General features: G+C 56.2%; 17 protein-coding genes and 2 pseudogenes. 8 read left to right on the top strand and 11 right to left on the bottom strand.

Translation table 11 applies throughout. The features are described from left to right. Positions 1-64: 64 nt before the first annotated feature. Both AC0Z2B_RS12260 and xseA read right to left on the bottom strand, forming a co-directional pair. Complete coding sequence (locus tag AC0Z2B_RS12260; RefSeq protein ID WP_476296928.1) at positions 65-889, bottom strand: peptidoglycan DD-metalloendopeptidase family protein; 825 nt, start codon at positions 887-889, stop codon at positions 65-67. A gap of 3 nt (positions 890-892) precedes the next feature. After that, complete coding sequence (xseA, locus tag AC0Z2B_RS12255; RefSeq protein WP_473005534.1) at positions 893-2,272, bottom strand: exodeoxyribonuclease VII large subunit; 1,380 nt, start codon at positions 2,270-2,272, stop codon at positions 893-895. Positions 2,273-2,472: 200 nt separating this feature from the next. On the opposite strand from xseA, the gene AC0Z2B_RS12250 reads away from it, so the two are divergent. From AC0Z2B_RS12250 to AC0Z2B_RS12230, 5 genes and pseudogenes are all read left to right on the top strand, one after another. After that, positions 2,473-3,231, top strand: a complete 759-nt coding sequence (locus AC0Z2B_RS12250; protein WP_476296926.1) for a TSUP family transporter — start codon at positions 2,473-2,475, stop codon at positions 3,229-3,231. Between the two features lie 57 nt (positions 3,232-3,288). Further along, the gene (locus tag AC0Z2B_RS12245; RefSeq protein ID WP_476296924.1) at positions 3,289-3,837 is read left to right on the top strand and encodes a sugar ABC transporter ATPase; all 549 of its coding nucleotides are present in this window, start codon (positions 3,289-3,291) and stop codon (positions 3,835-3,837) included. 95 nt (positions 3,838-3,932) lie between these two features. Next, the gene (gene guaB / locus AC0Z2B_RS12240) at positions 3,933-5,402 is read left to right on the top strand and encodes an IMP dehydrogenase (protein WP_027978918.1); all 1,470 of its coding nucleotides are present in this window, start codon (positions 3,933-3,935) and stop codon (positions 5,400-5,402) included. A gap of 105 nt (positions 5,403-5,507) precedes the next feature. Next, positions 5,508-7,085, top strand: a complete 1,578-nt coding sequence (guaA, locus tag AC0Z2B_RS12235) for a glutamine-hydrolyzing GMP synthase (protein WP_416422743.1) — start codon at positions 5,508-5,510, stop codon at positions 7,083-7,085. A 160-nt stretch (positions 7,086-7,245) separates the two neighbouring features. Beyond that, positions 7,246-8,343 (top strand): annotated as a pseudogene (locus tag AC0Z2B_RS12230) (tyrosine-type recombinase/integrase); the annotation flags it as partial. A 289-nt stretch (positions 8,344-8,632) separates the two neighbouring features. On the opposite strand, the gene AC0Z2B_RS12225 reads toward AC0Z2B_RS12230, so the two are convergent. Next, complete coding sequence (locus AC0Z2B_RS12225) at positions 8,633-9,121, bottom strand: hypothetical protein (RefSeq protein ID WP_476296922.1); 489 nt, start codon at positions 9,119-9,121, stop codon at positions 8,633-8,635. Between the two features lie 266 nt (positions 9,122-9,387). Beyond that, positions 9,388-10,329, bottom strand: a complete 942-nt coding sequence (locus AC0Z2B_RS12220; RefSeq protein ID WP_476296920.1) for a LuxR family transcriptional regulator — start codon at positions 10,327-10,329, stop codon at positions 9,388-9,390. 91 nt (positions 10,330-10,420) lie between these two features. On the opposite strand from AC0Z2B_RS12220, the gene AC0Z2B_RS12215 reads away from it, so the two are divergent. After that, positions 10,421-10,639, top strand: coding sequence for a helix-turn-helix transcriptional regulator (locus AC0Z2B_RS12215; RefSeq protein WP_476296918.1), 219 nt, complete (start codon positions 10,421-10,423; stop codon positions 10,637-10,639). A gap of 126 nt (positions 10,640-10,765) precedes the next feature. Then, positions 10,766-12,121: a replication protein gene (locus AC0Z2B_RS12210; protein WP_476296916.1), complete on the top strand. Its 1,356-nt coding sequence runs from the start codon at positions 10,766-10,768 to the stop codon at positions 12,119-12,121. Between the two features lie 223 nt (positions 12,122-12,344). Here AC0Z2B_RS12210 and AC0Z2B_RS12205 read toward each other — a convergent pair whose 3' ends face one another. The 4 genes and pseudogenes from AC0Z2B_RS12205 to AC0Z2B_RS12190 form a co-directional block, all read right to left on the bottom strand. Beyond that, on the bottom strand, positions 12,345-12,665 hold the full coding sequence (locus AC0Z2B_RS12205; protein WP_476296914.1) for a hypothetical protein: 321 nt from the start codon (positions 12,663-12,665) through the stop codon (positions 12,345-12,347). A 2-nt stretch (positions 12,666-12,667) separates the two neighbouring features. Continuing rightward, entirely contained in the window at positions 12,668-14,212 is a 1,545-nt protein-coding gene (gene trbL, locus AC0Z2B_RS12200) for a P-type conjugative transfer protein TrbL (RefSeq protein ID WP_476296912.1), read from the bottom strand. A 193-nt stretch (positions 14,213-14,405) separates the two neighbouring features. Further along, a pseudogene (trbJ, locus tag AC0Z2B_RS12195) lies at positions 14,406-15,128 on the bottom strand (P-type conjugative transfer protein TrbJ). Between the two features lie 565 nt (positions 15,129-15,693). Beyond that, on the bottom strand, positions 15,694-15,903 hold the full coding sequence (locus AC0Z2B_RS12190; protein ID WP_122270014.1) for a TraC family protein: 210 nt from the start codon (positions 15,901-15,903) through the stop codon (positions 15,694-15,696). Between the two features lie 479 nt (positions 15,904-16,382). Here AC0Z2B_RS12190 and AC0Z2B_RS12185 point away from each other — a divergent pair, with 479 nt between their 5' ends. Then, positions 16,383-16,763 carry a plasmid mobilization protein gene (locus tag AC0Z2B_RS12185; RefSeq protein WP_476296910.1) on the top strand — a complete coding sequence of 127 codons (381 nt, stop codon included), beginning with the start codon at positions 16,383-16,385 and terminating at the stop codon, positions 16,761-16,763. 49 nt (positions 16,764-16,812) lie between these two features. Here the strand turns inward: AC0Z2B_RS12185 and AC0Z2B_RS12180 are convergent, their stop codons facing one another. Genes AC0Z2B_RS12180 through AC0Z2B_RS12170 form a run of 3 tightly spaced genes read right to left on the bottom strand, consistent with a single transcriptional unit; the run spans position 16,813 to position 21,015 of the window. After that, complete coding sequence (locus AC0Z2B_RS12180; RefSeq protein WP_476296908.1) at positions 16,813-19,152, bottom strand: AAA family ATPase; 2,340 nt, start codon at positions 19,150-19,152, stop codon at positions 16,813-16,815. Beyond that, positions 19,127-19,792, bottom strand: coding sequence for an ABC-three component system middle component 1 (locus AC0Z2B_RS12175; protein ID WP_476296907.1), 666 nt, complete (start codon positions 19,790-19,792; stop codon positions 19,127-19,129). Before AC0Z2B_RS12175 ends, AC0Z2B_RS12180 begins: the two co-directional genes overlap by 26 nt. Beyond that, positions 19,789-21,015 carry an ABC-three component system protein gene (locus AC0Z2B_RS12170; protein ID WP_476296906.1) on the bottom strand — a complete coding sequence of 409 codons (1,227 nt, stop codon included), beginning with the start codon at positions 21,013-21,015 and terminating at the stop codon, positions 19,789-19,791. Before AC0Z2B_RS12170 ends, AC0Z2B_RS12175 begins: the two co-directional genes overlap by 4 nt. Positions 21,016-21,219 lie beyond the last annotated feature (204 nt).

Raw genomic sequence — 21,219 nt, 5'->3', positions numbered from 1 at the left:
ATTTTGATTATTTATTGTTCCGTGTGGACGGCGCGCGCAATCGTGGCGGCGCGCGCCGGGCGCGTCAGGGTTGGAACGCGCCGATGAAGATGGCGGGGTCCACGCGGGCATCGTTGAGGCTGACGTTCCAGTGCATGTGCGGCCCCGTCGCCCGCCCGGTCATGCCCACGCGACCGACCACGGCGCCGCGCGCCAGATCCTGGCCCACCTTCACGTCGATCTTCGACATGTGGCAGAACATGCTGATAAAGCCCTGGCCATGGTCAACGAACACGGTGTTGCCGTTGAAGAAGTAGTTGCCCACCAGGATGACCTTGCCCGCGGCCGGGGTCTTGATCGGCGTGCCGGCAGGCACCGCGAAGTCCAACCCGGCATGGGGGTTGCGCTCTTCGCCATTGAAGAACCGGCGCACGCCAAAGCGGCTCGACAGTGGCCCGTTCACCGGCTTGTCCAGCAACAGGTTGCTGGGCGTGCCGGGGCTGAAGCTGCGGTAGGCCTTGAGCTGCTCGGCCAGCTCCACCTCGAAGCGTTTCAGGTCGGCCGGGTTGGGGTTGACCTGGCGGTTGTTCTTCAAAGTGATGTGCTGCTCGGGGTAGTGCTTGCTGCCGACCACGAAGCCCAGGCTGCGCTGGTCGGCGGTGGTGATGCGCGCCTGCCCCGGTTTCTGGGTCAGCGGCAGGCCGACGATGGCGCGCCAGTTCTGTTGTTCGCGCACCACCAGCACCGGCTTGCCGTCGAAGAACGCCTTGGGCGCCTGGGCGCCGCTGCCCAGGTCGATCACGGCCACGCCGCCGGGCACCGGCTTGTTCAGCAGGCGGGTCAGGTAGCTGTCGGCCTGGGCGGTGAAGGTCAGGCACAGCAACAGCAGGGCGGTCAGCAGGCGCGGCATGGTTCAGTCCAGTAGCGAGAGGGTGACCGGGGTCAGGTGGTTGTCTTCGACGCGCACTTGCAGCTCGCCTTCGCCCAGCTTGGCGGTCAGGCGCTGGCCGGTGCGGGTCTGGTCGGCGCGGCGCACGGCCTGGCCGCGTTCGTCCAGCAGAATGCTGTAGCCGCGGCTGAGGGTGGCCAGCGGGCTGACGATGTGCAGGGTCTGCATCTGATTGTTCAGCTGCACGCGGCGGGCCTTGAGGCCGTCGCGCATGGCTCGCGGCAGGCGTTCGGCCAGGCCTTCGATGCGCTGGCGCAGCATGGCCAGGGTACGCCCCGGGTGTTGCCCGGCCAGGCGCGTTTCCAGCTGCGCCAGGCGGTGCCGGCGCAGGTTCAGGCGCTGCTCGAAGGCGCGGCGCAGGCGCATGTCGAGGTCGTCCAGGCGCTGGGCCTGCTGGCGCAGCCGCTCGCCGGGGTGGCGCAGGCGCTTGGTCAGGCCGTCCAGGCGCAGGCGGTCGTGGGCCAGGCGGTTCTGGATGCGCATCAGCAGGCGCCGTTGCAGGCTTTCCAGGCGCCGTTGCAGGTCGCTGCTGTCGGGCGCCAGCAGCTCGGCCGCAGCGGACGGCGTGGGTGCGCGCACGTCGGCGACGAAGTCACTGATGGAGACGTCGGTTTCATGGCCTACGGCGCTGACGATCGGCGTGACGCAGGCGGCGATGGCACGGGCCACCGCCTCTTCGTTGAAGCACCAAAGGTCTTCCAGCGAGCCACCGCCCCGGGCCAGGATGATGGCGTCGAAGCCGCCGGCATCGGCCAGGCGGATGCCGCGCACGATCTGGTTGATGGCTTCGCGGCCTTGCACGGCGGTGGGGATCAGTGTCAGTTCGACCTGCGGCGCGCGGCGGCGGAACACGCTGATGATGTCGCGGATCACCGCGCCGGTGGGCGAGCTGACGATGCCGATGCGCTGCGGGTGGGCGGGCAGGGCGACCTTGCGCTCGCTGCTGAACAGGCCTTCGCCGCTGAGTTTTTCCTTCAGCGCGTCGAACGCCAGGCGCAGGGCGCCGTCGCCGGCCGGCTCCACGGTGTCGAGGATCAGCTGGTAGTCACCACGGCCCTCGAACAGCGAGACCTTGCCGCGCACCTTCACCGCCAGCCCGTCCTTCAGCGCCTGGCGCACGCGCTGGGCGTTCTGGCGGAACAGCGCACAGCGCACCTGGGCGCCGCTGTCCTTGAGGGTGAAGTACACGTGGCCAGACGCCGGGCGGGCAAGGTTGGAGATTTCGCCTTCCACCCAGATGCTGCTGAACACGTCTTCAAGCAGCACGCGTGCGCGGCCGTTGAGCTGGCTGACAGTGAGGACCTCGCGGTCCAGGCCGAGTACGGCAAAGGGGTCTTTGTTCATGGCGGGCATCATAAGGCCAATACGCCCCCGGAGCCATGCCCCCGTAGCAGCTGCCGCAGGCTGCGTCCCCGGCCCACGCGATACCCCTGGCCCACGCGATACCCCTGGCCCACGCGATACCCCAGGCATACGGCGGCGCCTGTGACGCGGCCTGGGGGCCGCTGCTACGATGATGTTCCACCAAGGAGAGGGGATAGCCGATGGAGTTGCTGAGCGCGTTGCCGTTTACCGGGCTGGACTGGGGGTGCATGTTGCTGGGCGTCGCGGTTGCCTATGTCGTGTTCGGCATCGCCGGTTTCGGCACAGCACTTGTGGCCGGGCCGGTGCTGATCTGCTTCATGCCCCTGGCGCGGATCATCCCGTTGCTGGTGCTGCTGGATTTCATCGCCGCGTTCGGCAACCTGCTGCCGTCGCGCAAGGCGGTGGCTGGCACTGAGTTGAAGCGGCTGCTGCCGTGCATGGCGGTGGGCTGTACCGTTGGCGTGGTGTTCCTGCTCAACCTGCAGTCGCGCCTGTTGCTGCTGTTGATGGGCGTGTTCATCACGGCGTACGCCCTGTACGGGTTGCTGGTGAAGCGGCGGCCCGCCAGCTTGCGGGCCGTTTGGGCGCTGCCCATGGGGCTGGTGGGCGGGCTGTTCGGTGCACTGTTCGGCAGCGGCGGCTTTCTATACGCCATTTATCTGAACGCGCGCCTTGAAAAGGAACCGGCCCGCGCCACCCAGAGCGCGCTGATCAGTTGCAGCACGGTGGTGCGCCTGAGCCTGTTCGTGATCGCCGGCGTCTACACCGACGGCGCCCTGCTGGTGCTGGGCGCAGCCTTGTTGCCGGCCATGGCCCTGGGGCTGTGGGTCGGCCGGCGCGTGACCATGGGCCTGTCCCGCGAAGCCTTCGTGCGCCTGGTGAACTGGCTGGTGCTGGCCAGCGGCGTCGCGCTGATCGGTCGCTACCTGGGCGCTTGACCTGTGCCCCCATGGCTTTATGCTGCGCGGATTCACGCCACACGCAGGTCTGCCTCCATGAGTTCGCAAAGTATTATCGTCCCGTTGATTTCCAGTTTTCCCGGGCGCGAAGGCAAGGCCCGGCGGGTGCTGCGCTGGCTGTGGCAGAAAAACATCATCGAAGAACAGCTGACCACCTGCGGCCGCACCGGCAACGGCATGGGCTACGCCATCGGCCCGGGCGCGCGCAACGTGGTCGAGCGCCCCGAGCTGCTGCCTTATGGCCAGCCGGTCAACGGCCTGGAGCTGGTGACCAAGCGCTGCATCTTCACCCCCACCAAAGATTTCAAGGAAGAGGCCGGCTGCCCCGAATGCCGCCAGGAAATCGGCGAGGCGCTGTTCGACAGCCTGGAGGAGTGGATGCCCGGCCACACCGACAACTTCATGTGCCCCGAATGCCGCCATGAAGACGACATCAACGGCTTCCTGTTCCTCGACCCCTGCGCATTTTCCAACCTGGGCTTCATCTTCAACGGCTGGGCCGACGCGCGGTTCAAGCCCGAATTTCTCTTCGAGTTCGGCGAGCGCCTGGAACGCAAGGTGCGCGTGGTACGCGTCGACCTTTAGGGTGCGACGCAATTGCCCTGATGTTTACATTGAGCATCGGGGCATGTATGAGTATAATGGCGCGCTTCCATTTTTCCCGCTCGGGAGCCCCCGCGATGCTGCGTATCAGCCAAGAAGCACTGACCTTCGACGACATTCTCCTCGTACCCGGTTATTCCGAAGTACTGCCCAATGAAGTCAGCCTGAAGACCCGTTTGACCCGTGGCATCGAGCTGAATATTCCCCTGGTCTCCGCCGCCATGGACACCGTTACCGAAGCCCGTCTGGCCATTGCCATGGCCCAGGAAGGCGGTATCGGCATCATCCACAAGAACATGACCATCGAGCAGCAAGCTGCCGAAGTGCGCAAGGTCAAGAAGTTCGAGGCCGGCGTGGTCAAGGACCCGATCACCATCGAGGCTGACGCCACCGTCCGTGACCTGTTCGAGCTGACCCGTCAGCACAACATCTCCGGCGTGCCGGTGCTGCACGACGGCGACCTGGTCGGCATCGTCACTTCCCGTGACGTGCGTTTCGAAACTCGCCTGGAAGCCACCGTTCGCGAAGTGATGACGCCTAAAGAGCGCCTGGTCACCGTGCGCGAAGGCGCCGACAAGAACGAAGTGCGCGAGCTGCTGCACAAGCATCGCCTGGAAAAAGTCCTGATCGTGGACGACAAGTTCCAGCTCAAGGGCATGATGACCGTCAAGGACATCGAGAAGGCCAAGGCCTACCCGCTGGCCAGCAAGGACGACCAGGCCCGCCTGCGCGTCGGCGCGGCCGTCGGCACCGGCAAGGACACCGGCGAGCGCGTTGCTGCCCTGGTAGCCGCCGGCGTTGACGTGGTGGTGGTCGACACCGCCCACGGTCACTCCAAGGGTGTGATCGACCGCGTGCGCTGGGTCAAGGACAACTACCCGCAGGTGCAGGTCATCGGTGGCAACATCGCCACTGGCGCTGCCGCCAAGGCCCTGGTTGAAGCCGGCGCGGACGCCGTCAAGGTCGGTATCGGCCCTGGCTCCATCTGCACCACCCGTATCGTCGCCGGTGTAGGCGTGCCGCAGATCAGCGCCATCGCCAACGTCGCCGCCGCCCTGGAAGGTTCGGGCGTGCCGCTGATCGCCGACGGCGGCATCCGCTTCTCCGGTGACCTGTCCAAGGCCATCGTCGCGGGCGCCTCGTGCGTGATGATGGGTTCGATGTTCGCCGGTACCGAAGAAGCCCCGGGCGAGATCGAGCTGTTCCAGGGCCGTTCGTACAAGGCCTACCGCGGCATGGGTTCGCTGGGCGCCATGTCCCAGGCCCAGGGCTCGAGCGACCGTTACTTCCAGGATTCGGCCGCTGGCGCCGAGAAGCTGGTACCGGAAGGCATCGAAGGCCGCGTGCCGTACAAAGGCACCCTGACCGCCATCATCCACCAGCTGATGGGTGGCCTGCGTTCCTCCATGGGTTACACCGGCAGCGCCAACATCGAAGAAATGCGCACCAAGCCTGAATTCGTGCGCATCACCGGTGCCGGCATGGCCGAATCTCACGTCCACGACGTGCAGATCACCAAGGAAGCGCCGAACTATCGCGTAGGTTGACCCCAGGCGCCCGCGGCCACCGCCCCGGGCGCTTGCTGAATTTTTAGGCGGGGCTGTTCATTGCAGCCCCGTGTTGTTTCCGATTACCACTGACGAGAACTAGTCATGGCCCTCGACATTCACGCCCACCGAATCCTGATTCTGGACTTCGGTTCCCAGTACACCCAGCTGATCGCCCGTCGCGTGCGCGAAATCGGCGTGTACTGCGAGCTGCACCCCTTCGACATGGACGACGAAGCGATTCGCGAATTCGCCCCGCGCGGCATCATCCTGGCCGGCGGCCCGGAATCCGTGCACGAAGCCAACAGCCCGCGTGCACCGCAAGCGGTGTGGGACCTGGGCGTGCCGGTGTTCGGCATCTGCTACGGCATGCAGACCATGGCCGAGCAGCTGGGCGGCAAGGTCGAAGGTTCCGACCTGCGTGAATTCGGCTACGCCCGTGTCGACGTGGTCGGCAAGAGCCGCATCCTCGACGGCATCGAAGACCACGTCGACGCCGACGGCGTGTTCGGCCTGGACGTGTGGATGAGCCACGGTGACAAGGTCACCAAGATCCCGGAAGGCTTCCACGTGCTGGCCAGCACCCCTAGCTGCCCGATCGCCGGCATGGTCGACGACGCCCGCGGCTACTACGGCGTGCAGTTCCACCCGGAAGTGACCCACACCAAGCAAGGCGGTCGCATCCTGTCGCGCTTCATCCTCGACATCTGCGAATGTGAAGCCCTGTGGACCCCGTCGAAGATCGCCGAAGACGCCATCGCCAACATCCGCGCCCAGGTCGGCACCGACAACGTCCTGCTGGGCCTGTCCGGCGGTGTTGACTCGTCCGTGGTTGCGGCCCTGCTGCACAAGGCCATCGGCGACCAGCTGACCTGCGTGTTCGTCGACAACGGCCTGCTGCGCCTGCACGAAGGCGAGCAAGTGATGGCCATGTTCGCCGAGAACATGGGTGTCAAGGTGATCCGCGCCAACGCCGAAGACCAGTTCCTGAACAACCTGGCCGGCGAAGCCGACCCGGAGAAGAAGCGCAAGATCATCGGCCGCACCTTCATCGACGTGTTCGATGCCGAATCCTGCAAGCTGGAAAACATCAAGTACCTGGCCCAGGGCACCATCTACCCCGACGTGATCGAGTCGGCTGGCGCCAAGAGCGGCAAGGCCCACGTGATCAAGTCGCACCACAACGTGGGTGGCCTGCCGGAGGAGATGAACCTCAAGCTGGTCGAGCCGCTGCGTGAGCTGTTCAAGGACGAAGTCCGCCGCCTGGGCCTGGAACTGGGCCTGCCGTACGACATGGTTTACCGTCACCCGTTCCCGGGCCCGGGCCTGGGCGTGCGCATCCTGGGTGAAGTGAAGAAGGAATACGCCGACCTGCTGCGTCGCGCCGACCACATCTTCATCGAAGAACTGCGCAAGGCCGACTGGTACCACAAGGTCAGCCAGGCCTTCGTGGTGTTCCAGCCGGTGAAATCGGTAGGCGTGGTCGGCGACGGCCGTCGTTACGCCTGGGTCGTGGCGCTGCGCGCCGTGGAAACCATCGACTTCATGACCGCACGTTGGGCGCACCTGCCTTACGAGCTGCTGGAAACCGTCAGCGGCCGCATCATCAACGAAATCGAAGGCATTTCGCGCGTGACTTACGACGTGTCGAGCAAGCCGCCTGCGACGATCGAGTGGGAATGATCCCGCGTCCGGCACTGCCCGGCACGATCTAGCAAAAAATGCCCTGAAGCCCGCGTAATTGCGGGCTTTTGGCTTTTTTGGTCTGGCCAATTCGGGTAGCGTTCTGCATCGCCAAGCACGGTGTTTGTGTGGCATGGTACGGGGTACCGACTGCATCCAGTCAATTTCCTTTCGCTACAACTACTTCATCAACGGCAGGTAGGGTCGTTATGGCTTAGGGGGGATCACTCTGGCAGAGGCTCGCGAGCGGCTAGGGGAGGCGAAGAAGATGGTCGCCGCTGGCAATTCTCCAGCTAAGGAAAAAGCGCGTGCAAAGGCACGCACGAAGGGTGCTGAGACTTTTGACGCTTGGGCTGAAAAATGGCTGCGCGGTTACCAGATGGCGGACTCGACGCGAGACATGCGTCGATCAGTCTACGAGCGTGAGCTGAAGCCGAAGTTTGGTAATCAGAAGCTGGTTGAAATCACTTACGAGGATCTGCGAGCGCTGACGGACGCCATAGTGGAGCGGGGTGCGCCTGCAACCGCCGTCCATTCACGGGAGATCGTGCTGCAAGTCTTCCGTTGGGCCATTGAGCGTGGCCAGAAGGTTGAGAACCCGGCAGATCTGGTACGGCCTGCCAGTATCGCGAAATTTGAGCCACGCGGCCGTGCGTTGACCCCCGATGAAATTGCGCTGATGTACCAGTACATGGACAGAATCGGTACCGCGACTTCGGTTCGTGCTGCGGCAAAGCTCCTTCTGCTGACGATGGTGCGCAAGAGCGAGCTGACCAGTGCGACGCGGAGTGAGATCAAATTCAGCGAAGCGTTATGGACCATCCCAAAAGAGCGGATGAAGCGTCGTAACCCTCATTTGGTATTTCTGTTCCAGCAGGCATTGGATTTCTTCATTGCGTTGAAAACCTTGGCAGGAGGTTCGGACTACGTTTTGCCGTCACGCTACGACTCTGATTTGCCAATGAGTGCTGCCACGGTCAACCAGGTGCTGACGCTGACCTGTCGTCTTGCTGAAAAGGAGCGCGTGCCTCTAGGTAAATTCGGTCCCCACGACCTACGCCGCACGGCCAGCACGCTGCTACACGAGGCGGGCTATAGTTCCGACTGGATCGAGAAATGCGTTGCGCACGAGCAGAAAGGCGTGCGCGCCGTATACAACAAGGCCGAGTACCGTGATCAGCGTCGTGCGATGTTGCAGGATTGGGCCGATATGATTGATGAGTGGACGCTGAAGAAGCCTCGGAGAACGAACGGGTAGTGAAAAGGAACCCGCCGGAGGCGGGTTCTTCAGAGTGCCATATTCGATCTTTACTTCGTCTCTTTACCTCTAATTGATGCTATTGCTTCAAAAGCTCGTTCGTAAACACTCACAGGAGACTTTCCGAAGTTAACGGCTGATGGGGAAAGTATCTCGGAGTATTTTACGAACTTTTCGGGGTCGTTGTTGGCGGCCAGTAGCGCGCTAGCTTGTGAGTCATAAAGCTCCGCTAGTTGTGAGTAGTACCTTATAAACGAAACTGCTGTCTGGAATAGTAGAATTGAAATAGCTATGGCACCAAATGTAAAGGCCATAGACGATACGGAACTGTCCAGTCCGGCGTTTCTTGTACGAATGGTTGCTTCGAATATGCTGTCTGAGTGCGCTCATAAAATTTCACTAGCTGTTCAAGCTCGCGCATGTAGGCGGCGCGCTCATCCGTTGTGAATTTTTCTTCCTTGACGTCTTCGCCATCCATCCGTCTTCCCATATTAATGATGTTGTCAGGATAAATTTTCTCTAGAAGGTCGTTGGATTTGCGTAAGAATAACCCAGGGTCACGCATTTTGTTAAAGGAGATTTTTTCGGCAAGTGTGCTGAGTGAATATGTCTTAGCCTGACTTGAACTAAACACGGCCGCCACTGCAAGGCTCATTAAAACTAATAAGCCTAAAGCTATATAAAGTCTTGCTCTCCTAGATTGCTTGGCTCTCCTTTTTAAGTCTTCTACTGCCGCTGTGTTGTCTAAGCTTTCATTGGGTTCTGTAGTATTTTTCATGCATTAAAGGCTCTAGATGGTTAGGGTGATCTGGATTGTTTTTTAATCGTCCATAGCGCAACGAGCAGACCGCCATGGCACGTTAAATATCGGCATGAAGATAATCAAGCGACCAAGTTTCTTCAGAAACACGGGCTGGAAAAGGACGGCGTAGGCGACTGCTTTTTCCTTTCATATGCAAAGCCTGGTAAGATCAAGCGAAAGTTACTGGGCGCGTCGACTGCAGACGTATGGTCCTATGTGTTCAATTGCGCAGTTTGATTCAATCATGCTCTCGAAAGTCGAAAATAATCAGGGATAGAGCGAAGAGCTTTGGATACTGCTTGGCGCTCGATATCCAGTCTGCGAGCAATTTCTGACTGGTTGAAGCCGAGTTTTTGCAGTACGAGGATTTGCTTTCTCCGATCTGTCAGCTTGACGTCCACCATTAGTCGAGCGAGATTTCTTAGCTCCGCTTCGTCCGCTAGGTGTAGGGTTTGGCTAAGCATGTATCGAAAGATATACGCGTCGACGAGCTCGTCACCTGACTTTGCCTTAGGCTCTGCTCGTATCGCGCATTGTCTGCTCAATCTGGCCAGCTCTAGGTCGAACTGCGCTACAGATCTCATTGCTTGCCTGTATGCCGGGTTCCAGCATCCATCCGGTGTCTTTGGGCGGTGGGTGGAGCAGTACAGGTTACTCAGGCGTAGGTGTTCATCAAGGTCACGCTGGCCTTCACCTTCTGCGAACAATGCTAGCTCTGCCCGCGCGCCGCAGAATCTACAAAACCCTTTCAAGCGTTGACCGTTCAATCCGCCCATATCCTTGTTAGACGGTTGCTTGCGCTTACATGCCAGCACCAGTTCTATCAACGTCTCAAGCGTCGCAATGAAGCAGCGATCATCTCCCGATTGCTTGTCGTGGGTCAGAACAAAGGCTCGTAGCAGTTGACGCTGTAGGCGGACCATAGCGGCAACGCCAATCAGTTGCATAATTGCGCTGAACGCTACATTTGTTCCTGCTCCGGGTATATGGCCCTGATAACGCGATGGAAGCGTTTCGGCATATGCCGCCACGGCAGGGTCGATAAGCTCTTCGACCAGACGACCGATCGGATAGCGTTTAGATGCTGTGGAGTAGGGCTCCCAGCGATCTAGGAATCGGCGAAGGGCCTCTGTGACGGAGGCGTCACACCCCTCCCAAATAGCTATGGTCGTTTGTTTTTTCATGTCAACCATTCTAGCCAATCATTCTGTCGAAGCAATAGGCACCTAAAGGCACGATCAGGCACACATTCGCTGTGACTGGTAGGGCCTAGCTATGCATCCATCAAGCAAAAAACTCATCGACAAAAAGACACTCTTGGCGATGATCCCGCTGTGTGAGCGCACGATCTATAACTTTGAAATGAAGGGTAAATTCCCGCGTCGCATTGCGGTGAGTAGCCGCAAGGTCGTGTGGGATTTGGCCGAGGTAGAAGAATGGATTGATGCATGCAGGGAGTCTGGCCCCGCTCCTAGGCCAGGAATGGCAGTCTAAGCGGTGCGGGGCGGGCCTGAGCATAGGTCGATATCGCGTTCTTGCTCAGACACTGTAAACGCTCTGATAGAGCTGACCGGCGCAAGTCCACAGCTTGCGCTTTTCAGTTCTCAGGACGAAGCGCAGATGTACCACGATAGGACTAGAGCCGGTTTTTTTTCGCTACTCGTCGACTCCCGAGGTGAAAAGCGCCAGTCTTCTCATCGCTTGGCTGATATGCCAAAAGTACTCGATTTGTTGGACAAAAAGCGTGACACGTGGATGTCCCAAGCTGAGTTCGTTCGGCCCAATAGGCGAGTCGTCAACCTCCTGCGGCTTGGCCTGCTGTTTGCCGACCTCGACACTTACCGGGTGCCTGCGCTGGCCGGGCGCACGCCTGAGGCACTGGCGGCATCTGTACTGTATTTTTGCGGCGAGGAAGGTTTGCCGTCGCCGTCTGTGCTGATTTACAGCGGCCGTGGAATACAGGCCAAGTGGCTGCTGGATGGCACGATTCCGCGTCAGGCCCTGCCGCGTTGGAACGCCTGCCAGCGCTATCTTGTGGATCGCCTCGCGCACGTCGGCGCTGACCCGATGGCCAAAGACGCCAGCCGCGTGCTGCGCACCGTGGAGACGGTCAATAGCAAGAGCGGGGAAGTCTGTCGCGTGGTTCATGTCCAGAGCGGCGCAGACGGCGAACCGATCCGCTATAACTTCGAGTATCTGGCCGAGGCGCTGCTACCGGCGGCACGCTGGACAATCGAGCAGCAGCGGCAGGAACAGGCTGAACAGCGCGAGCGGCGAGCCACGAAAAAGCCTTTCCTTCTGGTGCCCGGCGGCAAGGCCGACAATCTGCTCGGGTTCTCCGGCAGACAGCTAGCATGGGATCGCCTCGAAGACTTGCGCAAGCTCGCTGAGCTGCGCGGCGGCGTCAGCGAAGGCAGCCGGATGCAGCACTTGTTTTGGCGGCTGAATTTCCTGCTACTGTCAGGGGCGACCAACAGCAAGCAGATGTACCACGAGGCGGCCGCGCTGGCCCGCGAGCTTGACCCGCAATGGAATAGCCGCTCGAAAGAGCTTATGACGTTGTTCAGCAAGGCTAAAGCCTATGAGGCCGGGGAAAAGATCAGCTTTGGTGGTAAGGACTACGCGCCGCTCTACACGCCGCGAAACGGCACGCTTATCAACCTGTTCGGGATCACCACCGACGAACAGCGTCAGCTCAAAACCATCGTCAGCCAGGCCGAGGCCGCGGAACGGCACAGGAAGCGCGAGGAATGCCGCAGACGCGCTTCCGGTGCGGTAGACCGGGAAGCCTACCTTGAAGCTGCGAACTCCAAGCAGGCGAAGGCACAGTCCCTCAGGCGCGAGGGCTTGAGCGTGCGGGCCATCGCTAAGCAAATGGCTGTATCAGTCATGGCGGTTTCTAGATACATAAACGCACCGGCGAGTCAGTGTACCAAGTCCGTGCGTATTACTAATGGCGAAGCCCCCGTGCATTAGACGGTGTCCTGTCCGAGCTGATGGACAAGGTGTTCAAAGTCCGTGCGTATTACTAATGGCAGAGTCTTCCGCGCTTTTGATCATGGCTGTCTGGGGGCGTCGTTCTGATGGAGTACCGGTAGGGGGCTTTCTGAAAGGCTGAACTGAGACAAGTCCGTGCGTACTACTTAGATTTGGTGTCTCCGGAAAACAAACCCCCGCACTTTGGCGGGGGATTTTAGGGTTAGCGGTTGCCGGGAGAGTCGAGCCTTTGGGCTTCCTGCGCCGCTCGGATCGCCATCAGAATTTGCTGGGCTTGAGCAGCATTGCTCTTGCTACCTAGCAGCGGGAGGCGATTCAGGTGTTGCACTCCGGAAAACATATGAAAGGAAGCCGAAAGGGCCAGCGGGCTAACTCGAAGCTGCAATGCGGTAAATTGTCGATCCAGTCTATCGAGCAATGGCCCGTAGCCTTTGCTTCGTAGCCAGCGGCCGAACGCCCACATGGCAATGGCCAAGGTGGAGGCGAGTACGACGAATCCAGCGAACATCAGAATGCTATTCATGGTTATTTCTCCGGCTGGTCATTGCTTGAGGTTATGCTCGAAACGTCGGTGCGACCGGAATTCGAGCTGGTGTTCGTATCTGGTCGAATGACATTGGATTCCATACCTGGGGCTTCCGCGGCCGGCGCTGCGGATTTGAGCGAACTGGAGTCACCGTGAGCTGTCTGTGGAAGACCAGCGCCAAGCGACGCTGAGTGTGCATTCTCCATGCCCGGAACTGTCATCGAGGCGATTACGCCAAGCGCTTTTGCACCACCATTGGCCGCATGGGACAGTGCGTTGCCGGAACTAACAGTTCCCCCTTTCGGTGTTGCTTTCTGATCATTGTCATCGCCGCTCTGTGCGGCCTTCCAGGCCTGCTGGACGCCGTTGCTGGGCGTCGCCGATGGGGTAGCTGCAGTACCGCCAGTCTTCGCGCCTGCGGAGCTTGCCCCCTTGGTCAGTGCGCCTCCGCCAGTGCTGGCCCCTACGCCGGAGGACGTAGCGCCACCTACAGACGGAGCGGCACCACCAACGGAGCTTGCACCGGCAAAACTAGAGTTGATCGCCCCTGCGAGACCGCCGCCGGTGATGCCCCCGGCACCCGCTGCACCGGCACCGGCAGCAGCAGGAGCGGCAGCCCCGGCTGTGGCGATGGTTGCGATTGCCGCCGCTGCACCGGCAGCACCGGCCGCCGCCATACCACCGATGGCTGATCCACCACCCATCGAGGTGCCACTTATCATTCCGCCGATGAGGTCAGGAATGGTCTTTGTCAAATAGCAGCACACCAAGGCCAGACCAACCATCGTCATCAACGACGCTTCGTCATTGGTGTAGGCGGCCAACCACTGCTTGGCCGACTGAACGATCAGGCCGACGATCAGCGTTAAGACGAACAGCTTGGCTCCGATTGCGACGGTGAAACGCATTGGGGCGATTGCAAAATCACGCGTCCATTGTGACCCGCCAAAGCCAAAGAACAGCACCGAAGCATTGATGATGACGTAAGACTCGACGAGCGTTACGAACATGAATGCAGCGATGAAGGCGAAGCACGCCAATACAAGGATTGCGCAAACTGCGATCAGAAGTCCTTTGGCCGGAGAAAATACTGATATGCCCTTCACCATGGTGCGGCCAAAATCCAGTGCAACCGCCAGCATATCGCCGGGTTCTAAAGCGCGCCCGAGGCCGCTCGCAGATGCCGCCGCATCGCGGAAGCTCTCGACAATGGCAGATGACCACTCCACCGAGTATTTCATAACGGCAAGGAAGAAACCGACCACCAGGACGAAGCGCAGCAGCTCGCCGACAATCTCGCCGAAGTCGGCTTGCTTCATGACCAGAGGCATGAACGTCCAGATGAACTGAATCGAGGCCTGCAGCCAGAATAATCTGATCGCATAGTCATACAGCGTTTCTGACCACTGGTGCGACTGCTGCAAAACGAGGTCGAGTAGGCCCTGCACCGATGTGTCGGCATGGGAAAGGTCGGTCGCGGCCATAGCATCTCCGGTCACGAATGCACTCGCTAAGGCGAGGAACAACAGTAGGCGAGTATCCATAGCTAGTACCCCTTAACGCCGCCGCGAGTGCTCGGGCGCGCTTCAAACGAGGCAGCAGCGTCATGCTGTTGCCGTTGGTGCTCAGTCACAGAGGTACACTCGCAGTCGCTCTGAACCGCCACGGTGACCATTGAACCGATTAGTGCAGAGCCGAAGCAGATCAACGCGATGAGCCATTTCGAAATAGTCATTCTCAATACCCCTTAACGCCGCCACGTGTGTTTTTGCGCGCTTCAAACTGTTGTTCGGTAGCTTCGCTGGCTGCTGCCCTGTCGCCCTGCTGAGCCAGATAGTTGCCCTGCATGTTGATTTGCGTAGCCACCAGATCGCGCAGCTTTTGCAATTGCTGTACGTTCTGTGAAGCGATTTCGTTGCCCGCCTGAAGTGCTTGCATCCGGCCGACGGCTGACTGTGAACGGGTCATCATGCGGTCAAGCTGCACGCCCTCAGACTCAAAAGAACTGGTATTGAGGTTTGCCGCTTCAAGCGCAGTTTTCACGTTATCGCGGCCTTGCTCAGACCACGTCTGATAGCGATCCTGTGCCGGTGACTCAGCCGAGTTGGCAGCTTGGTTGAGGTACGACTCGAAACCGGGGAAAGCCGTGTTGAACTGCGAATCCATGTTCTGGATTTGGCGGCCCAACACCTGCGAGCGGTCGTAGATGTTCACCACGCTTTTCAGATCAGCCGCGATACTGCCGAACATCGAATCGGGCAACCCGGTGCCTTGGGTGATCATGCTTTGATACTACTGCACCTGGGTTTGCAGTTGCTCGGCCGTGTTCAGAGCCGTGTTGACCGCTTCAGCGTACTCAAACATCTGCTGATAGAACGTGGAGCAGTTTGCGCAGTAGATGGCGTAAGCCGTGGCAGGCGCAACGTATAGCCCCGCGCCAAGTAAGCCGGTTCCGACCATCGCAACGCTCAACGCCACATGACGCCCGGATTTGCACAAGTAGGACGATGCTTTTATGAGTAATTCCCTATTCATACCGAATACCTCATTTCTAACCTTGACGGCCCTATTATTTATCGATATTGCTCCGTTTGAAATATACGGATAACTATCTATCCGTATAAAGTGCGATAGGTCTGTCCGTAAACTGTCCGCCATATGACTGAGAAAAATAACTATCGACCTGATATGTAGGGCTTTAATTTCCAGGGTGGTAGAGATTAAGCCTGTCCGGTTTTATACGTTTTACGGACACAAAAAAGCCCACCGAAGTGGACTTTTTAATCAGAGCGGCAGAGTCAATGTGCTGAGTAATATGGATTCTGCGATCGGTAGGGGGCACGCTCCGCCTTAGGTATGGGCAGCGCGTCCAGATGCCAGTCTTCGAGGGATAAAGCCAGTTCAGCCGCGATACGCTGGGCTTCCGTAACATTTTCCGTAGCCCGGTTACCGGCCCGACCGAGGCAGGCTTGCAATTCGTCAAGTCGACTGGCAAATGCACTGATGCGGCGAGCTGTCTTCATGGTCAATTCCCCTTGCTGATCTTTTCCACTATTCGGTCGAATTCTTCCCGGACTTGATCGTCCGTAAGCTTCAGATTAACCAATCCTGACTTTATTGCAATTCTGCCGATTCTCTCAGCGGCCTCGTTGTCGAGTTTCGCCAGTCGTGCTTTAGCGGTTTCCAGTTCGGAAATGGCCTCAGAACGGCGCTCAGCGAGAGTTTTGCGTGCCATTGATTGCTCCGGTATATCTGATGATTTTCTTCGGTAAAAGTGGGTACGCCTATGAATGCTCTCATTCGAGATGCGTGATTTCAAGCCGCATGCTTTGCAAAATTAGCCATGCTCGCCACCAAGCAGTCTGTTTTGGTGCCCGACGTTAGAAAGTTCAATTCACCTAGTTCACTATGACGGCTTTATGCGATTCTGCGCGACTCTATGCGATTGAAACCATTTATTAATGCGACGCTATGCGAACGTACGCGAATCTACGCGAATCTACGCGACTAGATGAAATGTAAATGGCATCTCTGCTCAAGTTGCATAGAATCGCATAGAAATAGACGGCAAGATGTGTGTTGTACGGGTACGGGCGAGCCCGAACCCATCCAACACCGCACCTTATTCGCCTGCAGCTCAACAGTATCTTGCTCTGCGTGGCCCCAGCCGCTGCCGCGTCTAAAAGCTGAAAAGCAACAACAGGAGCGCAAGTCATGAAAGAGGGCACCAAAGAGAATGCCCAGCCTCGAAGGCGTGGAAAGCCAATAGAGGTGTGGGTGACTGACGAGGAAAAGGCGACCATCACAGAGCGCGCCGAAAAAGCAGGCATGTCCCGTTCAGGCTACCTGCGGGCGCTAGGATTGAACACGCCGATACGATCGGTCGTTGACCTGAACGCCGTGGCCGATCTGGCCAAGGTCAATGGCGACCTTGGGCGGGTTGCGGGACTGTTGAAAATCTGGCTCGCAGAGAAGCGCGGTCAAGGAGCGAATGCCACTGACGTAGAGAGCATAATGGTGGAGTTTCGGAGATTGCAGGTGGCCGTAGGGATGAAGATGGGATCTATTGTTCAAACTCAAAAACATGACCTGTGAAGCCGATCTTAGACAAGGGGCACGTTCCATGTGCCCCAATTATGGCGAATCAACCTGCGGAGACTAAAGTTTCCTTAGCCAAGCGTTGCATGTTTAACGATCGGGTGCTCAAGCCAGCTTTGGCGAATCGGTAACGCATATACGAGGAAATATCATCCTCGTGCGAGGAAACTACCAACTGGCGATTGCTGAACTCACAGCGAAGTAGATCAGTTAAAGAGGCGATATTTACCTCATCCAACGACTGGGACGGGTCATCGATCAATATCAGCGGTACGCTTGAATAAACTCTATTCAGCGAGAGGAAAAAGCCCAGGCTGAGTGCCGACACCTGCCCGGAGCTCATCGAGAGAATCGCATCATACTCAGACTTTTCAGCGGTCAGGAACCTAAGCTCCTTACCGTCTTTGCTTTCAATAAATAGACCCAAACCACGCTGATAGTTCTGGATGAGCCGTCCACTATAGATATGGAATATCAGCTCAATTTCAGCAATAGTTTGTTCAGAGTAACTGCGTTCTGTTTTCTCCAAGGTAGACTTTAGGTTGTTGACCTTGGCTTTAGCAGCCTGCGCTGCTTTCGTTTCACGCTGAATGATCTGTAGCTCGTCAAGACACTGCTTCAGTCTGCTGCTTTGTGCCTCGTTTGCTTTAGCTACGATATAAAGCTCTTTGTCTTTAAGCGTTTGAGACTCAACAATATAGAAATCTTGCAGCTCTTTGAAGGCAGAGGTGATGACACTTCTCCAGTCTTGCGGAAGGGGTTCTGTCTCGGATGTTTTCTGACTTCTGATGAAAGCTGTCAGAGCCTGAGTACGAGTGTCTATCTCCTCCTCATTTTCGGAAAATGAGTGGTTGAGCTGTACGCCTAAAGCTTGAAGCCGGGCGGCGAGATGGTTAATCGCCGGCAACCGAGCTTTATCACGGAGCAGGGCAGTGTGTAGGGCGCTGCTGTAACCTACGGATAGCTCCGCTGCCCGGCCTTGGATCTGAGCGTCAATTAAAGTCAACTCCGCAGCCATCAACCCTGTGAGGTTTATCAAGGTCTGGCCATCAGCGCTTAGCGCGTCATTGATCTGCTGTGATCTGAGCTCAATCTTTTGCAACATCGCGTCATGGGATTGCCAGTCGGCCCCACACATTGGGCAATGCTGATCGTCAGGATAGAGTTTAGAGTGCTCAGCTATCAGTTCTGCTTTCAGACGATTCAGCTCGGCTGCAGCATTGGTATTGGAACTGTTCTTTTGCTGAAGGGAGTTGCGGGTAATTATTTGCTCAATAAACCATTCCAAACGCCCTTGGGTCCATCCAGTAAGGCTCTTGGCTTCATTGGCGTTAATGACTGTAGCTCCGCGTTTGATAATACCCCCGCGTTTGAGCAATTCATTTAACTCTTTTTTGGTCTCTTCGAGGTCATCCAGTTTGTTCAAGTCATTGCCGAAACGCGCCAGACTTTTGATCGAGTCCTTGTTAAGTTCAATATAATTTTCAATCGACTCGTTCTTGTCTCTGACCTGTATTGCACCTTTTAGTACAACCAGTCTTTGAAGGCGTTGGATGTTCTCGATGTATTCTCCGTGGATTTCCACAGAGTAGGTGGGAAAGGGGTTCTCTTTATCCCAGCCAGGTTGCAACGCTGCTGTGGAAGTCTTTTTATATTCAATTGCTCCTAAGTCTGCCTGAATCATTCCCTTCAGCAAGCCAGATTCTGACTCCAACCTTGATAAATCTGCAGCACGCTTTGGATCACCGATGAACTTCGTAAGCCGCAAAGCGATAGTTTTGCAGTTATCTGTCTCTGTTTTTACGTCGCTGATGTTGAAAAGGTTATTTAATGCTTCTTTGCGCTTGTCTACTCGCGAGTGGAGAAGCTGGTTTTGGCCCTGCTCTAAATAATTTAAGTAAGAAAAGTTTTCTTTAAAATTTTTGCCAAAAAGCTCCTCGATGAAACTTTCGTTCCGAAGATTTTCTGCTACGTAATCGTTTGACGAAAACTCAGGTAACTCGTAAAGCATGAGGTGCGTAAACTGGTCTGCTCGATTGTTTGATTTCTCGTCAAAGTCTGCTGCGGGAGTATGCCTAGCTAGAATAAGCTTGCGCGAGCCATTGAAGAACTCTATTTTGATTGCTAGATCTTTATTGCCGGAGCGGTTATTCCAAAGCAGGTTGTCTTCATAATTTGTTCTTTTCCCCATCATTAGGGTAGTGAATAAGTGACAGATTCGCTTTATTCCGCCGGTTAGCAATAATTCAATTGCATCAAATACACTTGTTTTGCCAAAGCCGTTGGGGCCATCCAATGTCAAGAGTGAAGAGTCGCCAAAATCAAGATGGATTTGTTTGAAAGCTTTAAAGCTTGAAATTTCAATTTTGGAAATTTGCCAGTTCATCGCTAATCAGTTCCTTGATCAAGTCTTCGATATTTAGTTGGCCGTGTTTCTTTATCGTTTCATAAGTCTTGCTTAGGTCGGCTTCTGCCACAGCCTCGTCAATTTGTAAGCGAAGGGGTACGAGCTCCACTTTATTGATGTGAAGCGCCAAAAATGGCAGCTTAATGAATATTTTCGCAGCTGCACTGTATTTGGTAGCTGCTGTGGGTTCGTTTTTGTATATGTCAAATTGCGCTTTGTCTGAAATCAATTCGTTTAGCTTGGCGAAATTTAGTCCCTTAATAGCTTCGATCTCAGTGTCGCTGTAGTAAAGCACATATTTTTTATAGAAATGAGGATCTTCTTCAATTTCAAAAATCTGCTCTTCGTGGTTTTTGAATTCGGCAAGTTTGTCGAGGTGATGAATGCAGATTAGATCGCAATTCTTTTTAAATGCTGGATCAGATATAAATTCCACTGGTGCTGACTGGTTGATGATGGCATTGAGTTCGCCGGGCTTCATCAAGCTGTCTAACCTGTGCAAGACTGCAAATCTGATCGCCGTACCGTCTTCACGAACATAGAAGCCAGTACTGTCGTTCTCATGTACTTTGGAGAAATTGTGTGCATCTAGGGCTTGGTGAATGAGGTCAATAATCATTTAAGTCGCGCCTCTGCGTCGTCTTTTGTTAAAATGCTGATGCACAAACTTTTTGTAATATTGCTGTCGATGCGGTCTTGATCGTCGGTGGAGATTGTATCGAAGCAATTTGTGTACTTTGTATCGATTGTGAAGCTCTCGTTGGCCTTGGCTGCAATTAGATTGTTAAATTCGAAGAGTAGCCTGCCTAGATCGTCATTATCTTTTATTTCGGCGATTATCTCAGAGGTGCAGTATTTTTTGTCTGTTGGTTCTGGTAGGTATAGTGCTGTTGGTGCATAAAATTTATTGTCGTTGTCTAAGTAGTGTGGTAGTCGTTTTAAAATAGGCTCAATATTGATTGTGTGCAGAAGGTCCGAGTATCGACGTATATCTGAACTTTGGATGCGTGAGAATTTTTCTGAAGGCTTCATGAGTTGGCAAAGTATTTTGAAGTCGCCACCCTCAGAGAGTCTTATAAGTTCGTAGATGCGTCGCGCTCTTTCATACGCTGCGTCCGACATACCTGGGAGCGAATCAGCTAACCTTTCTTCTAAGTGGGTGTGGAGGCGTGCCTTCAGCTCAATTGCGAAATAGTCTTTTCTTTCGTATGGATTCGCATCCAATATGTCACTAAGAATGCTTTCCGCAGGCACTCGATGTTCATATGCTGCTATACGCTGAGCGTCACCTTCATTTTGTATTTTTGCGTGAATCACTAGCGCTTGAGAGCTGATTTTGTCAGATAGTAGGCAGTAGTTAGAGTCTACAAGGCTATCATCGTAAACTACTGCCTGTCGGGTAAAAATTTCCTTGATTACCTGTTTTGTTAGCTCTTCAATCTTGTCAAGCTCGCAGTGGCGAAGGTCACCGTAGGCATAAAATTCAACTCGCTCGTGGTTGGCGTCTACGTAGTCGCTATTGTCGTTGATGGGTTGGGATATGTGAAAATATCTTTTGGTTCCTGCGATTCTGTCGAGTTCAATTGCAGCTGACTTTTTTAAAGCGTCCTTATAGTTGCTGCGATAGTCACCAATTTTGGCTTTTACCTGATGGGCACTTATTAATTCATTGTTTTTATAAATGGCAAAATCGTCTGTGCTGTCGAGCTGTAGCTGGAAATCACAGTCGCCTTGATTGATCAGTTTCAGGCAATGATAAAGCGCTACTTTGCCTTGGTAGACGAATCCACTCCAAGTGGAAATGGCGCTATGCGGGTACTTGCTGGCTTCCTCGTCGCTCATGTTGACTCCTTTCATCACACGGTCATGCAGTGCTTGAGAGGAGGAATGATATCATATAGCTATCCTTTTTCTACCAGATGAGCAAGTCGGTGGATGAGCGCGATACTGTAAAAACGCATCTGTCTTGGATAGATCGCTTCACACTATCTGTAGCGCAGCAACGGGTGCCGAACGTGGTTTCAGTTTGGAACCAAGGTTGCTGGG

The organism is Pseudomonas sp. GYB4201 (assembly GCF_056312595.1).
This window is presented reverse-complemented; position numbering and strand designations above follow the sequence as displayed.

Coding starts and splice junctions, on each gene's coding strand:
- AC0Z2B_RS12260 (WP_476296928.1), bottom strand. CDS start 889: ATGCCGCGCCTGCTGACCGCCCTGCTGTTGCTGTGCCTGACCTTCACC.
- AC0Z2B_RS12250 (WP_476296926.1), top strand. CDS start 2,473: ATGGAGTTGCTGAGCGCGTTGCCGTTTACCGGGCTGGACTGGGGGTGC.
- AC0Z2B_RS12220 (WP_476296920.1), bottom strand. CDS start 10,329: ATGAAAAAACAAACGACCATAGCTATTTGGGAGGGGTGTGACGCCTCC.
- AC0Z2B_RS12205 (WP_476296914.1), bottom strand. CDS start 12,665: ATGAATAGCATTCTGATGTTCGCTGGATTCGTCGTACTCGCCTCCACC.
- trbL (WP_476296912.1), bottom strand. CDS start 14,212: ATGGATACTCGCCTACTGTTGTTCCTCGCCTTAGCGAGTGCATTCGTG.
- AC0Z2B_RS12190 (WP_122270014.1), bottom strand. CDS start 15,903: ATGGCACGCAAAACTCTCGCTGAGCGCCGTTCTGAGGCCATTTCCGAA.
- AC0Z2B_RS12215 (WP_476296918.1), top strand. CDS start 10,421: ATGCATCCATCAAGCAAAAAACTCATCGACAAAAAGACACTCTTGGCG.
- xseA (WP_473005534.1), bottom strand. CDS start 2,272: ATGAACAAAGACCCCTTTGCCGTACTCGGCCTGGACCGCGAGGTCCTC.
- AC0Z2B_RS12185 (WP_476296910.1), top strand. CDS start 16,383: ATGAAAGAGGGCACCAAAGAGAATGCCCAGCCTCGAAGGCGTGGAAAG.
- guaB (WP_027978918.1), top strand. CDS start 3,933: ATGCTGCGTATCAGCCAAGAAGCACTGACCTTCGACGACATTCTCCTC.
- AC0Z2B_RS12245 (WP_476296924.1), top strand. CDS start 3,289: ATGAGTTCGCAAAGTATTATCGTCCCGTTGATTTCCAGTTTTCCCGGG.
- guaA (WP_416422743.1), top strand. CDS start 5,508: ATGGCCCTCGACATTCACGCCCACCGAATCCTGATTCTGGACTTCGGT.
- AC0Z2B_RS12210 (WP_476296916.1), top strand. CDS start 10,766: ATGTACCACGATAGGACTAGAGCCGGTTTTTTTTCGCTACTCGTCGAC.
- AC0Z2B_RS12170 (WP_476296906.1), bottom strand. CDS start 21,015: ATGAGCGACGAGGAAGCCAGCAAGTACCCGCATAGCGCCATTTCCACT.
- AC0Z2B_RS12225 (WP_476296922.1), bottom strand. CDS start 9,121: ATGAAAAATACTACAGAACCCAATGAAAGCTTAGACAACACAGCGGCA.
- AC0Z2B_RS12175 (WP_476296907.1), bottom strand. CDS start 19,792: ATGATTATTGACCTCATTCACCAAGCCCTAGATGCACACAATTTCTCC.
- AC0Z2B_RS12180 (WP_476296908.1), bottom strand. CDS start 19,152: ATGAACTGGCAAATTTCCAAAATTGAAATTTCAAGCTTTAAAGCTTTC.